Source organism: Variovorax durovernensis (assembly GCF_977011995.1).
Genome location: NZ_CDRNCW010000002.1, coordinates 485,918 through 502,115 on the forward strand (window position 1 = coordinate 485,918; position 16,198 = coordinate 502,115).

Genomic DNA, 16,198 nt, shown 5'->3' on the forward strand with positions numbered 1-16,198 from the left:
GGGTGCTTGGAGCCCGCACCGTTCTACCTGTTCTCGGGGATGGCTTTGGAAAGCGTCCTTCGATAGTCTGCGCGCTCGTAAAAAAACGTTTCGCTCGCCGACCATCCCGATGACCCTGCATATCGCTTTTTCGCGCCGCGCTGGCTACGCCCTTGCCGCGACCCTTACCCTTGCGCTTGGTGCCTGCGGAGGAGGCGGCGGCGGTGGAGAGGGCGGTGGCTTCTTGCCGGTTATCCCCGCAACCTCCGCGCCTACACCTGCATCGTCCCCTGAGACCTCGCCGCCCCCGGCGACACCAACTTATTCCTTGAGCGGCACGGTCACCGGCCTGCTGGGCACGGGCCTGGTGCTGCAGAACAACGCAGGCGACGACCTGCCCATCGCCGCCAATGGCCACTTCAGTTTTGCGACACCGCTTGCCGGCGGCGCGAGTTACGCGGTGTCGATCAAGTCACAGTCGAAGATCCTGACGCGCGTCTGCACCGTCGGCAACGGCAGCGGAACCATCGCGTCGGCCGCGGTGGACGACGTGCAGGTCGTCTGCGCCGAGCCTCCTTCACGCTTTGCCTATGTGTCGAACGGCGGCAGCAACAGCGTGTCGGCCTACACCGTCGATGCGACGTCCGGAGCGCTGAGTCCGGCGACGACGCTATCGGTGCCGGGTCCGTACGCATTGACCGTCGATCCCTCGGGCCGCTTCGTCTATGTGTCGAGCACGTCGGGCAAGGGCGTGTCGGCGTACACCATCGATCGCACGACAGGTGACTTGAGTCACATCGACGCGCCATCCGTGGCACTCGGGGGCACCTCGGCAGGGATGGCGGTGGACCCCACCGGCCGCTTTGCCTACTTCGTGAATCTGGTGGGCAACAGCGTGCTGGCTTTCAACATCGATGCTGATACGGGGGCACTGAGCTCCATGCCGGTGTCGTCCGTAGAGACCGGCGGATCGCCTTACGGTATAGCCGTGGACCCTACGGGCCGCTTCGCCTACGTGGCGAACACCGGCGACGGTAGCGTGTCGGCCTTCAACATCGATGGCACGTCCGGTGCGCTGAGCCCGATGACGATTCCCACCGTGACGGCCGGTTCCGGGGCCCGCGACATTGCCGTGGATCCCTCCGGCCGCTTCGCCTATGTGTTGAACCAGGGCGACAGGACCGTCATGGCTTACGCCATCGATCCCGTGTCGGGCGCGCTCGCGCCGCTCGCGGCAACGCCGCCTGCGACGGGTGGCGGTGCATTCAGCATCACCGTGGACCCGAAGGGGCGCTTTGCCTATGTGGCGAACCTGGACGGCCCCAATGTGTCGGCCTACACCCTGAACGCCTCGACCGGTGCGCCGACATCCGCGGTGAAGCCGACGATTTCCACGGGCAATCGTCCCGCCTCCGTGGCGATAGACGCGGCCGGCAAGTTCGCCTATGTGGCTGACAACGCGGACGGCGAGGTGTCGATCTACACCATCGATGCGGTGTCGGGTGTACTGAATCCGCAAGCGGCGCCGACCGTCAATGCCGGACAGGCGCCGAACAAGATTGCCTTGTCGAGGTGAACTCGGGTCCGGGCCCGATGAGGCTCAGGCACTAGGCGCCCCGGCGGGCGCCGCCGCTCGCGCCATGCGCCGCAAGGCCTGCGGCGGTTGGCCATATACGCGCACGAACGCGCGCCGCATGCGCTCCGTGTCCTCGAAACCGGTGAGCCGCGCAACTGCCTCGATGCTGCTGTCGCCGCCCTCGATGTGCGTGCGTGCAACTTCGGCACGGATGCGCTCCACGGCCTTGGCCGGCGTCTGCCCGGTCTCGGCCTTGAAGGTGCGCATGAACTGGCGCGGGCTCACACAAGCCACCTCGGCGAGCCGCTCTATGTCGAGGTCGGCCGCGAGGTTCTCGCCGATGTGTGCCAGCACGGCGCGCATGCGTTCGCTCTGCGGCGCGAGGTCTTGCAGCGCGGAGAACTGCGACTGCCCGCCCGTGCGCCGGTGGTAGACGACCATCTCGCGCGCCACCGCGCCCGCGATGTCCGCGCCAAGATCTGCCTCGACCAGGGCCAGCGCGAGGTCGATGCCGGCCGCGATGCCCGCCGAACTCCACACATGGCCGTCGCGCACGAAGATCCGATCGGCGTCGACAGTGATGGCGGGGTAGCTGCGTTGCAGCAGCGCGGCCTGGCGCCAGTGCGTGGTGGCACGGCGCCCGTCCAGAAGGCCCGCCTCGGCCAGAAGGAACGCACCGGTGCACACACTGGCCACGCGCCGCTTCGCTGCCAGTGCGCCGCGCAGGTGTTGCACCAGCGCCGGCGTGGCCGCGCCGGGCTTTCGTGCGCCCAGTCCGCCAGGAACGATGACAGTGCCGGCCTGCGAATCGCGCCACGAGCGCGTCTGCATTTCGAGTCCGGCCGAACATGCCACGCGACCCCCGCGTTCGGAAAGCACCGCGATTTCGTAGGCGGGGCCACGCCGGCTGCGTCCGATCTCGGCGGCCACCTGGAACACCGACAGCGGGCCCGCCATGTCGAACAACTGGAACTCGGGAACGAGCAAAAAGGAGACAGAGCGGGTCATGTCATTTAACGAGGGAAGTATGTCATTCTTGCCTGAGTGTCGTTGCCTAGAGTGCAGGCTGTCAAACCCGTTCCTTCGCTTTCATGACCGACACCGCCTCCATCTCCACCGGCCGCCGCGACGCGCGGGTGCTCGCGATCTGCCAGGGTCTCTACACGGCGGCCGTGTCGATCGACCTGACGCTCACCGCGCTCACGGGCCACATGCTCGCGCCGGACAAGTCGCTGGCCACGCTGCCCTTTGCACTCATCACGGTGGCTGGGGCGGTGGTGACGTGGTTCGCGTCCTTGCTGATGCAGCGCATCGGGCGGCGCGGCGGATTCACACTGGGCGCGCTCGCGGGCACTGCGGGCGGCCTCGTGTCGGTGTGGGCCGTCTTCCACGACAACTTCTGGGTTTTCTGCGCCGGCACGGCACTGGTGGGCGTCTACCAGGCTTTCGCGCAGTTCTACCGGCTGGCAGCGGCCGACGGCGTGGCGGCTGCTGACAAGAGCCGCGCGGTGTCGACTGTGCTGGCCGGTGGCGTGATTGCGGCTGTTGCGGGGCCGGCGCTCGCGGCGTGGAGCAAGGACCTGTTTCCGCCAGTGCTGTTCGCGGGGGCCTACCTGATGGTGGCCGTGCTGGGTGCAATCTCGGTCGTGCTGATCGTGGCCCTCTACCGCGACACGCAGATGCAGGCCACGGCGGGCGGGCCGGTCGACACTCGGCCGGCCCGCCCGCTGGGCGAGATCGCCAGGCAGCCCATCTTCATCGCCGCGCTGGCCAACAACGTGGTGGGTTCAGTGTCGATGATGTTCGTGATGACGGCCGCGCCGCTCGCGGCCGTGGCCTGCAACCACTCCATCGACGACGGCGCGGGGATCATGCAGTGGCACCTCGTGGGCATGTATGCGCCAGCGCTGTTCGCGGGTGCGCTCATCCAGCGCTGGGGCTTGCCGCGCGTGGTGAGCCTGGGCATGGTGCTGAATGTCGTGTGTTCGGTCGTCGCGATGAGCTCGACCACGCTGCCTGCTTTCTACGCGGCGCTGTTCTGCCTGGGCGTGGGCTGGAACTTCATGTTCGTAGGCGGCACCACATTGCTGGCGCAGTCATATCGTCCGCAGGAGCGCGGCCGTGCGCAGGGCGCCGCGGAGTTGCTGCGCAACGTGTGCACCGCCTGTGCGACGCTCGCTGCCGGCCCCGCGCTCGATCACTTCGGCTGGGCGCCGCTCAATGCAGCGATGCTGCCGGTGGTGCTGCTCGCTGCGGCCATGACGTTCATCTGGGCGCGTTCCATTCGCCGTGCGACGGCTGCTGTGTGAGTCGAGTTGCCGTGTATCACACGGCCCGATTTCAATTCAGTGCAGGACTGATGCGCCGTGCGAAACGCACGATGGTTACGCCAGGCAATGCCTGGCGCAGCGACGGCATCACCAGCACGCAGTCGTCATGCGGCGTGACGATGGGCGCCACGCCGTCGTGACCGATGACCGTGCCGGCCTCCTCGATCGTCTCCAGCCCCTGGAAGGGCGCGGTGAATGACGCGCCGGTGGCCTGCGCCACTGCGGCGCCGGTGACCCGCAGGACATGCTGCTCGTCCGCATCCGGCTGCAGCCAGCCGGGGAGCGCCGCATCGAATTCGGCGCCGCCGATCACGCCGCTGGCCACCATGAAACGCCGGCACTGGTCGCGCGCCACGTCGACGCTGGCCGGATCGCCATGGAACCCGCATTCGACCAACAGCGATCGCGCACCGGCGGCCATGCCTTCGGCGGTGCCGAAGCGGCCGTAGTCCCGCATCCTCATTCCGTCCTTGTGGCCGGCGTCCACCACGATGTGGGCCGGTGTCTTGAGCGCCAACGCCAGCGCCACGTTTTCATCGAAGAGCCCGGTCAGGCACAACGGCAGCGAGGGTTCGTGCATAGAGTGCAGATCGAGCAACCAGTCAGCCCCGGCGACCCAGGGTGCCAGCTCGCGGGCCCGGGCGCGTTCCAGCGATCCGCCTTCGGCCAGCCGCTCGGGTGTCCACTGTCGGTTGAGGTCTTGTTCGACGAAGCGCGAGGCATCGCCGTTGCCCGGATCGAAGCGATCGAATGCCGCGAGGTTGCAGAAGGCGAGTGTCAGGCGTCCCTGCGTGGGCCGCAGGCCTGCCTGCAGCAGGCCCGAGACGGCAACGGCGCCGCTGAGTTCGTTGCCGTGGACCAGGGCCGAGATCATGGTGTGCCGACCTGGCCGGCCCGAGTCGAAATGCCAGACGCCCTCGACGCCTGTATTGCCGGCGCGCCAGGCACCGAGTTCAGGTTTCGCGAGGCGGAAACGGCCGGCTGCGGCATCGTGGGTCATTGCTTTTTTCCTTGCAGCCTACTTATCGTCCCCGGGCACGCCATATCCGGGAGCCTGGGCTGGATCCACGGCTCGGTCGATGTAGTCCTGCATCTGCGGTTTGTAGGCTTGCCAGAGCCTTTCAAGCTTTCCGATGGGATCTTCATCCGCCCAATCGATTCGCAGGTTGACGATCGGCCACACGAAATCATCGATCACCATCAGCGCCGACGAATGCAGCGGGCCCGCTTCGCCGCCTTCCGCGAGACCCGCCTGCATGGCTGCGACCAGGCGATCAGCCAAGTGTCCTGATGAAGCAGCAAAGGCCTTGACCATCGCGCCGATCACCGAGGGGCTGGCCAGCATGTTGCCGGCGGCCGCGCACTGCTCGCCGGACATCGCCTCGTGAACACCCAGTGTCTTGCCTCCGCTGAAATGCGCCGTGCGACCTCGGGAGTCGATAGCGACCAGTTGGCGGTATTGGCTGTGACTGTCCGTCGAGAGCGCTTCATTCAGCGCATCGGCTGGCGACAGTCCGTTCTCCAACAGACCCAAGGTTTCCGGGCCCAAGGCCGGCAACGTGATGTTCTGTGAAGACACCGCGCCAACACTGCTTCGCAGCCAAGGGCAGCGCGCGCCTACCGCGATGCTGGAGGAACTGATGGCGACTCCCAGCTGACCCGTTTCGGTACAGCGCCCAACGATGGATAGCGTCATTTGGGTGCTCCCTTCATTCCGGAATGACTGCGATCACATCGATCTCCATCAGCCACTGGGGCTGACCGAGGGCAACGACGACGAGTCCCGTGGAGATTGGAAACACGCCCTTGAGCCACTTGCCGACTTCCTGGTAGACGGCCTCTCGATAGCGCGGGTCGGTGAGGTAGGTCGTGGTCTTGACGATGTGCGACATGTCGCTGCCGGCCTCTTCCAGCAGTTGCTTCACGTTTTTCATTGCCTGCTCTGCTTGTGCGCGCGGATCGCCCAGGCCCACAAGGCGGCCCTCGAAATCGGTGCCGACCTGTCCTCGCACGTAGACGGTGTTGCCGGCACGAACCGCCTGGCACAGATCGTTGTCCAAGTTCTGATTGGGGTAGGTCTCCCGCGTGTTGAACATGCGGATTCGGGTGTGCGTTGGCGTAGTCATTCTGGGTTGCGGTTGGAGGTTGGCGTATGTGAGTTGGAGCGTCAGGCAACGACTTCGCGAGTCTCGGCTGCGCTGTTTGCGTGCGCGGTGGCACCCGCGTTCTGTGGGCGGCTGGCGTGATGTGCCTGGTACTGACGCTGGATCGCGATGTGGTCCGCCACGTGTTTGGCGTCGTGCCAGACCCCCCAGATGAATGCCGACCCGCGGCGCGACAACCACGGCAGACCGACGAAATAGATGCCCGGTTCCGCGCCGACGCCGCGCTGGTGGCGTGGCTTGCCGTTGGCATGCAGCGTGTCAACCTGAAGCCAGCTGTAGTCCGCCGCATAGCCTGTGGCCCAGATGATCGACGTGATGTTGGCTGCTCGCAGATCCAGCGCTTGCAGAGGTTCGGTGATGCACGGCGAGTCCGCCACACGCTCCCTTGCCTGCGGTTCCAACGGCAGCACAAGCCCGTTGCGCTCGACGTAGTCGTCGGCGGCGTCCAGAAGAGAGAGGTAGCTGTCGTCACCTCGCTGCAGGTTCTCGGTCAGATCCTGTCTGAACGTGACCATTCCGTCCATGAACGCCTCGGTCTGTCCAACCAAAGTGATGCCGGACTGTGCCAGGCGCCTGAAATCGATCGTGTGGCCACCATGGGCGCCGCTCACGGCGATGGTGACGTGCTCGCGACCAGGCTGCACGGCCTCCGAGTCCCAAAGGCCGAGCACGCCCAGCCACCAGCAGAAATCGCGCTCGCGGTAGGTGCGAGGAGGGCGCTCGTGGGGACCTACCGAGAGATAAACCTTCTTGCCGGAGGAATGCAGTTCTTCCGCAATCTGCACACCGGACGAGCCGGCGCCCACAACCAGCACGTCGCCGGCGGGCAATTGGTCGGGACTGAAGTATTTGGCCGAGTGAATCTGGTGGAGCGCAGGATCGACGGGCGCGATGGACGGTATGACAGGCTTCTGGAAAGGACCCGTCGCAACGACAACCCGATTGGCCAACAAGGCCCCTTGCGAGGTTTCGACGACGAACCCCGTACGGCCCGGATTGCGAGTCACGCGCTGGACATCGACCCCGGTACGGATCGGCGCGTCGAATTTCTTGGCATAGCGTTCGAAGTACTCTGCAACTTGATCCTTGCTCGCAAAGGAGTCGGGAGGCACATCGAACTCAAGGCCGGGAAAACGGTCATGCCACGCCGGGCCGTTGGCAACCAGCGAATTCCATCGCCCCGTGCGCCACGCTTCGGCGATGCGGTTCTTCTCCAGCACCAAATGGGGAATGCCGTGTTGGCTCAAATGCTCGCTCATTGCCACGCCAGCTTGACCGGCGCCGATCACGAGCGTGTCGATTTCATTCAAAATTTCGGTCATTGCTTATCTTTCAGTCGAATTCCTTCCGACCACAAATTTCCAGATACGATGTGTTAAGCCCGGCCTCGCCAGATTGAATGGCAACAGGCACTTCGATCAAGAACCATCGAGATGGCAGTTCAATCGGCCAGCGATGGATCGTCCTTGAGCATCAGGTACTTCATTTCTTCGAAATGCCGCTCGGAAAAGTCGGTAATCTTTTCCCAGCTCCGCGCCGTTTTCTCCGCAACCTCGTTTGAGAGGATTCGCAACGGCCGCCCTGTGGACCACGCGGTTACCAGGATCTGGCACGATCGTTCAAGAGTCCATATGTCGTCGAAAGCCTCGCCGATGGTCTTGCCAACAACCATCACGCCGTGGTTACCCATCAGAAGACGAGTCTTGTCTTCCAGCAAACTCGCCAAGCGAGCCCCTTCAGCGATCGTGTCGGCCATTCCTCCGTACATCTCATCCACCGCGACCCTGTTGAAGTAGCGCGCGGTGTTCTGATCGATGGGTGGGATTTGCGGGTTCTGCAAGCACGCGACACTCGTTGTGAACACCGGATGCAGATGAAGCACTACCCGTGCTGCCGGCAGCATTTGATGAATCTGTCCGTGGATGGCCCATGCCGTGGCGTCGACGTCTTCGCGATTGGCGGACGACTCATCGTCCGCATCGAGAAGCAGCAGATCGCTTGCACGGATGCGAGAAAAGTGCATCCACTTCGGATTGAGCAGAAATTGCTTGCCATCGTCCGAAACCGCAGCGCTGAAGTGATTGGCCACGGCCTCATGCATCCCGAGGTGCGCGATGATTCGAAACGTGGCAGCGAGATCGACGCGCAGCTTTTCTTCGTGATTGAGAGCCATGGCTTTTCCCAGGAATCGATCAGGGCTTAGGCATCAGGTCCTGCAGGTCTTTTTCCGCAGGCGGCTCGAACTTGTATTTCTTCAGCAGCGCCGCGTATTCCGGCGTCGCCTTGTATTTGTTCAAAGCTTCCACCAGCGCCCGCTTGACTTCGTCGTTGCTCTTCTTCACCCCGAAGCCATTCAGTACCGGGTAAATAAGCGTGTCGGAAGAAATCGCGATTCGATCACCCAGCTTCTCGATCACTCCACGGGCGACAGCGGCATCTGTGATCTGTGCTTCCACGGCCCGTGACAGCAGGGCCTGGGTTGTTTGGGGATCGGTGCCGTACTCGCTGATCTCGATGGGCTTCTTGCCGTTCTTGACGCAGTATTCGGCGGAGAGCTTGCGCATCTGCTGGAGCCAGGACGTGGCACCCATCGAGCCAATCTTGTGGCCGCAGAAGTCTTCAGGCTTTTTCGGTTGGTAGTCGCTGCCCTTGAGCGCCAGGATCGACTCGCCGCTTTTCAGGTAGGGAATCATGTCCATCACCTTGATGCGCTCGGCGGTGATGTACATCGACGAGTTGATGATGTCGAAACGGCCGCCTTGCAGCCCGGTAATCAGGTTCGGGAATCGGGTGTCGATGTGCTCGGCCTTGCGGCCCATCACCTTTGCAAGACCGTCGAGGAATTCGACATCGAAACCTGCGGGTTGGTTGTTGTCCATGTACTCATATGGAAAAAACGTGAGGTCGGAACCCGCACTGATCTTGCCGGGCTGTTGGAAGGCTGCAGCATGAGACGAAGCCATTGCGAGAACGGCTGCGCCGAGGAGCAGGGGAATGCTTTTGCGGATAGAGCGGTAGTTCATGAGGGTGGGTCTTTCGAGTTGGGTGATCGATCAGGCGGCTGCGGTGTCAGCGCCGGCTTGTTGCACAAAGAACGAGGCGCCGCGCGGCTTCTCCGGCAAGCGCAGTTCGTTCACCGTGCTTCGTACCAGCCCGCTTTCCCGGCCTGCAACCATGAGCCCTGCATGCGCGCTGGGCAGGGGGTTTTCGCAGAAGGGCAGAGCGTCCTCGGCCGCGTAGACGCTGATGAACAGCGTGCGGGGAAGCTCGGTGTTGTTCGGGCTCGAAGCGTGCAGCAGACGCGTGTGCATGAAACACACAGATCCCGACGGTGCGTAGCACGACACCGGGTCCTGGCAGTGTTCATCCACCACCGAATTTGCGACCGCTCCCGTGAATCGGTTGTTTTGCCAGTGCGGCCACAGCGGGCCTTTGTGGCTGCCAATAGCGACCTGCAAGGGGCCGTTTTCGGGCGTCACCTCGGTCACCATCAGCAGCGCCGTGACCATGTCGTCGTTGCTGTGAGGCGTGAAAGGGAAGTCCTGATGCCACTTCACCACTGTCTTGGTATGAGGCAGTTTCGAGTTGATCTTGCTGTGGTGAAAACGTGCGCCCGATCCGCCGATCAATTGGGCGGCAATTGCAGCCATGCGCGACTCGAGGGCAACCTTCTTGTAGGCTGGCGAGATCTCGGTAGGCGAACTGACGCGGCGCAACGAAGGATGGCCCGCACGGTGGTCATCCTCAATGTCGAAGCGCGGTCGCCCGTCCTGCGTTTCACCCCAGGGCTCGGTCTTCGCACGGCTTTCTTCGACCCATTTCTCGAAATCCTCGTTGAGTGCCTTGACCTCATCGGGAGACAAAACGCCTTCGACCACAAGGACCCCTTCTTCACGGTACTTGTCGATTTGCCATTGTTCGATCATTTCAATTCCTCTAGAAAATCTGAGTCAGTACTTGGAAATGCTCACGCCAATGAAACATCTTTGAGAAATGCTTCAACCCGGGCGTTTTGTCCGCTTCTGAAAAATTCGGGCGTGTCATTGCAAACCACACGTCCTTTTTCCATGAACACGATTCGGTCGGAAACCTTGAAAGCGAAGTTCATTTCATGCGTGACAATCACCATGGTGATTCCTTCGCTGGCAAGCTTTTCAATCACTTGGAGTACTTCAGTGACCTTCTCCGGATCCAGCGCCGAGGTCGGCTCGTCGAACAGCATGATTTGCGGTCGCATCATCAATGCGCGGGCAATTGCCACTCTTTGCTGTTGGCCACCGGACAATTGGTGCGGATATTTGAAAACGTGTTCAAGCATGCCGACCTTCAGAAGCAATTCATAAGCTTGCTCTTTCAATTCCGAGTGCGGTGCGCTGCCGTGATAGCGAGGAGCCAGAAGCAGGTTATTCAGGACCGTGAGGTGCGGGAACAGGTTGAAGCTTTGAAAGACCATTCCGATGTCCAGTCGGTGCCTGGGGTCTTCAATCAGTACGGGTTTTTGGGCGCCCTGCCTGCTCAAATGAATGAACTGCTCTCCATTGATCTTGATTTCACCGTTGTCGAGCTTTTCCAGTCCATTGAGAAGCCGAATCAGCGTTGTTTTTCCCGAGCCTGACGGGCCGATAACCGAGACCACCTCGCCCTGCTCGATTTTCAGATCAACCGCTCCAAGAACCTCGACATTGTTGTAGGCCTTATGCAATCTGGATGCTTCCAGTGCTGGACCATTTGAAATGGTCTGTGGCCGACGAGATTTTGCGTCGCCATTTTTTGCCTTTTCAAAGACGCCTGCATCGGGAGTTTTTGCCACTTTCCGCTTCGTCACGTCCAGAAAATGCTCAAGCCGTTTCAATGCAAAATCAAAAGCGGTCACGATCAAAACGTAGTAGATCGCAACTGCTGTCATGGTTTCCATGACCAGGAAGTTTTGAGAATAAAGGCGCTGGCCGACCATCAAAATCTCTGTCAATGAAATTACCGACACCAGAGAACTCAGTTTGACGATCGAGATGAACTCGTTGGTCAAAGAGGGAAGAGCAATACGTACAGCTTGTGGCACCACTACCCGGTATTGAATGCCCAGGAATCTCAGCCCTAGTGCAACGGCGGCTTCATACTGGCCCTTGGGAATCGAAAGCAGGCCGCCGCGATGAATTTCGGCGATGTATGCGCTTTCACAGATCACCAAAGCAATGAGGCCAGCCCAGAATGGATCATTCAAAATCATTCCACTGGATGGCAGCGCCTGAGGCAGGTTGTACGTAAAAATCAACAGAACCAGCAAAGGCAGACTGCGGAACAGCCAGATGTAGCAGCGCGCCGGCAGACTGATCAGCGGCTTGGTCGACTGCTTTGCGAGCGCCAGGATGAATCCGAAAACGACACTCAAGACCCATGTGCAGATACTGAGCTTGATAACGGTGAACGCCGCCAGCCAGAAGTCTTTCAGGCTGAGCAGGCCGATCATGTATTGCCAATCAAATGTCATATTTAATTTTCACAACAATTAAAACCGGGGGGATCTGAAAGATTGAATGACATGACTTGGCGGGACTGCTTTTAGTATCTGGCCGCGCCTTGCATTGGGTCAACTAGCAAATACGTAATCCGTATATAGGCTCATCCTATACAGGAGTAAAACCGTTGAGCTCAAGGATTCGGATGCTGTTTTTGCATCATTTTGGTTTTAAAAAAATCCATAATGGTGCAATGTTGCGTTATTGGTGCGACTTGGTTGCATTGGCGGCCAGCCAAGTGAGCCGATCTAGCTAGCCGCTGATATGGGGAGTTATCGCGCAGGCGCTCGCGGCGCGGTGTAGATGCGCTACCTGCGCTCGTGCTTGGCTGCAGCCTTAGTCAAGCTCGATGAGATGCAATGGGTTGATTGACGACACTCAGACGCGTCAGTGTTATCGGGGTGGCGAGTACCTGCCGAAATCTCTTGCCAAGAAGCAAGCGGTCTAAGTGCTAAAACAATGGCTGCTCGATGCTTGAGCGCTCGCGTTGCGAGAGTTGAGACGGAGGTGTCAAATCTACGCTGCGGCAATAGTCCATGAAGAGCCTTGTGGCTGGTGAGGGCTGATTGTTTTTCAGGTAGGCCATGATCAGCGTCGATGCGGGCATCTCGTCCTGGATGTCCAGTTGTACCAGTTGCTTTCCGTCGTACGTGCTTTCAGTACAAGGGCGGGTTACCAATACCGAAAATCCGAGGCCTTGGCCAACCATGCAACGCACCATTTCAATCGAGGGTGAGCTGTAGGCGACGGTGGGGTGAAATCCCCTGTTCTTGAAAATATCAATAAAATAATTTCGACTTGGCACGACGTCCAGCAGGATCATCGGCTCCGTGCTTAATTCTTTTAGCGTTACCGACTCGTTCTGAGCCAGTCGATGGTCTGCCGGAAGCAACGCATAAGGTTTATGTGGGGCATTTAACTCTTCTTTATTTATCGAGTTGCCCAACTCCAAATCGTACAGAAGCGCAAGATCAAACCGGCCTCTGTGCAACCCTTGCATAAGTTCATGTTGCTCGCCATCGTGAAGCTGGATGTCGATCTGCGGATGAATGCTTTTGAAGCCGGCAATCAATTTCGGCATGTACAGCGGTGCTGCTGATTCAAAACACCCTAATGCAATGGTCCCGGATACCAGATTCCACTCGGCATTGGAGTTTTGCTCCAGATCGTGCGACAGCTGCAAAAGATGCTTGGCTTTTTCATAAACCCTGCGCCCGTTGGAGGTCAGCGATACCCCCTGTGCATGGTGTCTGATCAACAACTGTTGATCCAATATCTCTTCCAATGTCTTGATGGCAACGGAAATGGAAGGTTGAGAGATATGAAGCTTTCGCGCAGCTTCGACGATGCTGTCTTCCTCGACCACCGCAACGAAGTACTTGATTTGCCTCAAGGTAAATCTTGCATTCAACTCGCTCATAGAAGCGACCCTTTCCAGCGGCGTCCTTGCATAGTTTTTTATGACGCAAGCTTCATGCCTGAGGGCCTCATAGGCTCTGGCGGTCGTTGTCGATTGCCGCGAACACCAGATGCTTGAGTTGACGTCGACCCGAGCCCAGCCGCATGGAGGGTAGTGGCCATGCAGGATTTCTACCTGGCCGTAGCATCGTTTTATGCACAATTTATCTTATGTTAAATATAGGTGATCGAGGTTCACTGTTGCCGATGCAATCTTGACCAGCTGGCGAGACGAGTCCCGCTTCGCGGCCCGGTAGATACCCTGATTGGCCGTTGATGTACTAATTAGTACATTGTTGTGTACCAAACAGTACATAGCAAATGCCCAACCCCCGCATCGTCAATCCCGAAGCCAATCGCCAGAACATCATCGACGTGGCAACGGCCGAGTTTTCCGCCCACGGCCTGGCCGGCGCGCGCGTCGATGAAATCGCCAGCAAGACCGACTGCAGCAAGCGCCTCATCTACTACTACTTCGGGGACAAGGAAGGCCTGTACCTGGCCGTGCTCGAAAGCGTCTACCGCCGCGTGCGCAGCGTCGAGAGCGAACTCGACTTCGACCACGTCGACCCCGAAGAAGCCATGCGCCGCATGGTCGGCTTCCGCTTCGACCATCATTTCGAGAACCGCGATTTCGTCCGGCTCGTGACCATAGAGAACATCCACAACGCGCGCTTCCTGCAGCAGTCGTCGGTCATCCGCGAACTGAGCGCGGCCGCTGTGGAGCGCGTGGCGTGCATCTATCACCGTGGCGTGGAAGCGGGCGTGTTCCGCAGCGGGCTCGAGCCGGTCGACATCCACTGGCAGATCAGCGCGATGAGCTTCTACAACGTGTCCAACCGCGACACCTTCTCGGCGCTGTTCGACATCCAGCTCGATGCGCCCCACGTGGTGGCGCGCCTGCGCCGCAACGTCATCGACACCGTGCTGCGCTTCTTGGCCCGCCACCCTTCTTCGACGAAAACCGAGACATGAATTCCACCATTGCCACTACCACCGAGGCGCCGACGCGTGCGCGATTCGGCATCCTCGCGCTGCTGGCCACCGGCACGATGATCAACTACCTCGACCGCACCGTGCTCGGCATCGCCGCGCCCACGCTGTCGAAGGATCTGGGGTTGTCGCCCGCCGTCATGGGCTTCGTGTTCTCGGCCTTCGCTTGGACCTATGCGGCCGCGCAGATTCCGGGCGGCGTGTTCCTCGACCGTTTCGGCAACAAGCTCACCTACTTCCTGTCGCTGACCTTCTGGTCGCTGTTCACGCTGCTGCAGGGTTTTGCAACCGGGCTCTACAGCCTTGTTGCGATGCGGCTGGGCCTGGGCGTTTCCGAGGCGCCCTGCTTCCCTGCCAACAGCCGCATCGTGAGCACGTGGTTCCCGCAGAAAGAGCGGGCGCGCGCCACCAGCATCTACACGGTGGGCGAGTATGTGGGGCTCGCGTTCTTCAGCCCGCTGCTGTTCTACATCATGGGCATGTACGGCTGGCAGGCGCTTTTCATCATCGTGGGTGCCGTGGGCCTCGCCTTCGGCATCGTGTGGTGGGCCTGTTATCGCGAGCCGGGCGACAGCCGCTGGGCCAACCGCGCCGAGCTCGATCACATCGAAGCCGGCGGCGGGCTGGCCGCGCGGCGCGAGCAGACCGTGCCCTTCTCGTGGGCCAACGTGCGCCTGCTGCTGTCGTACCGCCAGATCTGGGGCGCGAGCATCGGCCAGTTCGCGGGCAACGCGACGCTGGTGTTCTTCGTCACCTGGTTCCCCACCTACCTGGCCACCGAGCGCCACATGGGTTGGGTGAAGGTGGGCTTCTTCGCGGTGCTGCCCTTCATCGCGGCCGGCGTGGGCGTGATGTTCGGCGGCTGGCTGTCGGACAAGCTGCTCACGCGCACCGGCTCGGCCAACCTCGCGCGCAAGCTGCCCATCGTGGCGGGCCTGCTGCTGGCCTCGACCATCGTGGCCGCCAATTACGTGGACCGCGACGAAGTGGTCATCGCCATCCTGTCGCTCGCCTTCTTCGGGCAGGGCATGGTCGGCCTGGGCTGGGTGGTGATCGCCGACATCGCGCCCACGAAGCTCATGGGCCTCACGGGCGGCATCTACAACTTCATGACCAACCTGTCTGGTATCACCACGCCGCTGGTGATCGGCTTCATCGTCGGCGCGACGGGCTCATTCGTCTGGGCACTGGCCTTCATGGCGGTGCTGGCGCTGCTGGGCGCGCTGTCGTACATCTTCCTGCTCGGCGACATCCGCCGCATCGAGCTGCCATGACCGGCGACGTGCGTTGCCTCGTCAACGCCCGCGACCAGCTCGGCGAAACGCCGATCTGGTGCCCGCGTACCCAACGCATCTGGTGGATCGACATCGAGCGTCCGAAGCTGCAGTCCTTCGACGAGCGCACGGGCGAACACCAGGTGTTCGAGTTCCCGCAGTGCACCTACCTCGGCAGCCTGGCGCTGCACAGGCAAGGCGGCTTCGTGCTGGCGCTGGACAACACGCTGCACCGCTTCGACCCGGCCACGCGGGCGCTCGAACGCATCGCCGAGATCGAGCCCATGGACAAGGGCACGCGCCTGAACGACGGCCGCTGCGACAGCCGGGGCCGCCTCTGGATCGGCACCATGGACGCCGCCATCGAAAAGCCGCTCGGCAGCTTCTACCGCGTCGAGCCCGACGGCACGGCGCACTGGCTGTTCGACGACATCATCGTGACCAACTCCGTGTGCGTGTCGCCCGACGGCCGCACGCTCTACATGTCGGACACGCGGCGCTTCAAGCTGTTCGCGTTCGACGTCGACGCGCACAGCGGCGCGCTGTCGAACAAGCGCGTGTTCGTCGACTATGCCGACCAGCGCGGCCGCCCCGACGGCGCCTGCGTCGACAGCGAAGGCTTCGTGTGGAACGCCGTGTTCGCGGGGCACCGCGTGGTGCGCTATGCGCCCTCGGGCGCGGTCGACCGCGTGATCGAGCTGCCCGTGACGCACCCGACCTGCGTATGCCTGGGCGGGCCCGACCTGAAGACGCTCTACATCAGCACGGCCACCAAGATGATCACGCCCGAGGTGCTCGCGCGTGAGCCGATGGCCGGCGCCCTGCTGGCCGAGGAGGTCGATGTGCCAGGGCTGCCCGAAGCGATGTTCGGCATGACCTGAGGCGGCGGCGCGCGCCCGAACTGGCC

General features: G+C 61.4%; 15 protein-coding genes. 5 read left to right on the forward strand and 10 right to left on the reverse strand.

The features are described 5' to 3' along the window. Positions 1–307 precede the first annotated feature (307 nt). A complete protein-coding gene (locus ACWV14_RS34290) occupies positions 308–1,555 on the forward strand; it encodes a lactonase family protein (protein ID WP_454908260.1) in 1,248 nt (415 codons plus the stop codon). 24 nt (positions 1,556–1,579) lie between these two features. Here ACWV14_RS34290 and ACWV14_RS34295 read toward each other — a convergent pair whose 3' ends face one another. After that, positions 1,580–2,563, reverse strand: a complete 984-nt coding sequence (locus ACWV14_RS34295) for a GlxA family transcriptional regulator (protein ID WP_454908261.1) — start codon at positions 2,561–2,563, stop codon at positions 1,580–1,582. An 83-nt stretch (positions 2,564–2,646) separates the two neighbouring features. On the opposite strand from ACWV14_RS34295, the gene ACWV14_RS34300 reads away from it, so the two are divergent. After that, on the forward strand, positions 2,647–3,864 hold the full coding sequence (locus ACWV14_RS34300; protein ID WP_454908262.1) for an MFS transporter: 1,218 nt from the start codon (positions 2,647–2,649) through the stop codon (positions 3,862–3,864). Positions 3,865–3,895: 31 nt separating this feature from the next. Here the strand turns inward: ACWV14_RS34300 and ACWV14_RS34305 are convergent, their stop codons facing one another. The 9 genes from ACWV14_RS34305 to ACWV14_RS34345 all read right to left on the reverse strand — a co-directional run bounded on the left by ACWV14_RS34305 (position 3,896) and on the right by ACWV14_RS34345 (position 12,986). Then, on the reverse strand, positions 3,896–4,885 hold the full coding sequence (locus ACWV14_RS34305) for a succinylglutamate desuccinylase (protein ID WP_454908263.1): 990 nt from the start codon (positions 4,883–4,885) through the stop codon (positions 3,896–3,898). A gap of 18 nt (positions 4,886–4,903) precedes the next feature. Continuing rightward, complete coding sequence (locus tag ACWV14_RS34310; protein WP_454908264.1) at positions 4,904–5,581, reverse strand: DUF1028 domain-containing protein; 678 nt, start codon at positions 5,579–5,581, stop codon at positions 4,904–4,906. Between the two features lie 13 nt (positions 5,582–5,594). Further along, entirely contained in the window at positions 5,595–6,011 is a 417-nt protein-coding gene (locus ACWV14_RS34315; RefSeq protein WP_454908265.1) for a RidA family protein, read from the reverse strand. A gap of 41 nt (positions 6,012–6,052) precedes the next feature. Then, positions 6,053–7,372: a flavin-containing monooxygenase gene (locus tag ACWV14_RS34320; protein WP_454908266.1), complete on the reverse strand. Its 1,320-nt coding sequence runs from the start codon at positions 7,370–7,372 to the stop codon at positions 6,053–6,055. Positions 7,373–7,491: 119 nt separating this feature from the next. Next, positions 7,492–8,223: a class II aldolase and adducin N-terminal domain-containing protein gene (locus ACWV14_RS34325; protein WP_454908267.1), complete on the reverse strand. Its 732-nt coding sequence runs from the start codon at positions 8,221–8,223 to the stop codon at positions 7,492–7,494. 19 nt (positions 8,224–8,242) lie between these two features. After that, the gene (locus ACWV14_RS34330; protein WP_454908268.1) at positions 8,243–9,073 is read right to left on the reverse strand and encodes an ABC transporter substrate-binding protein; all 831 of its coding nucleotides are present in this window, start codon (positions 9,071–9,073) and stop codon (positions 8,243–8,245) included. Positions 9,074–9,103: 30 nt separating this feature from the next. After that, positions 9,104–9,976: a phytanoyl-CoA dioxygenase family protein gene (locus tag ACWV14_RS34335; RefSeq protein WP_454908269.1), complete on the reverse strand. Its 873-nt coding sequence runs from the start codon at positions 9,974–9,976 to the stop codon at positions 9,104–9,106. Positions 9,977–10,017: 41 nt separating this feature from the next. Next, a complete protein-coding gene (locus tag ACWV14_RS34340; protein ID WP_454908270.1) occupies positions 10,018–11,538 on the reverse strand; it encodes an amino acid ABC transporter permease/ATP-binding protein in 1,521 nt (506 codons plus the stop codon). Positions 11,539–12,017: 479 nt separating this feature from the next. Then, complete coding sequence (locus ACWV14_RS34345) at positions 12,018–12,986, reverse strand: LysR family transcriptional regulator (RefSeq protein WP_454908271.1); 969 nt, start codon at positions 12,984–12,986, stop codon at positions 12,018–12,020. A 359-nt stretch (positions 12,987–13,345) separates the two neighbouring features. Here ACWV14_RS34345 and ACWV14_RS34350 point away from each other — a divergent pair, with 359 nt between their 5' ends. From ACWV14_RS34350 to ACWV14_RS34360, 3 genes are read left to right on the forward strand one after another with little or no spacing between them, the layout of a single operon-like run. Next, complete coding sequence (locus ACWV14_RS34350; RefSeq protein ID WP_454908272.1) at positions 13,346–13,999, forward strand: TetR/AcrR family transcriptional regulator; 654 nt, start codon at positions 13,346–13,348, stop codon at positions 13,997–13,999. Then, positions 13,996–15,291, forward strand: a complete 1,296-nt coding sequence (locus ACWV14_RS34355; protein WP_454908273.1) for an MFS transporter — start codon at positions 13,996–13,998, stop codon at positions 15,289–15,291. Before ACWV14_RS34350 ends, ACWV14_RS34355 begins: the two co-directional genes overlap by 4 nt. Further along, a complete protein-coding gene (locus ACWV14_RS34360; protein WP_454908274.1) occupies positions 15,288–16,172 on the forward strand; it encodes an SMP-30/gluconolactonase/LRE family protein in 885 nt (294 codons plus the stop codon). Before ACWV14_RS34355 ends, ACWV14_RS34360 begins: the two co-directional genes overlap by 4 nt. Positions 16,173–16,198 lie beyond the last annotated feature (26 nt).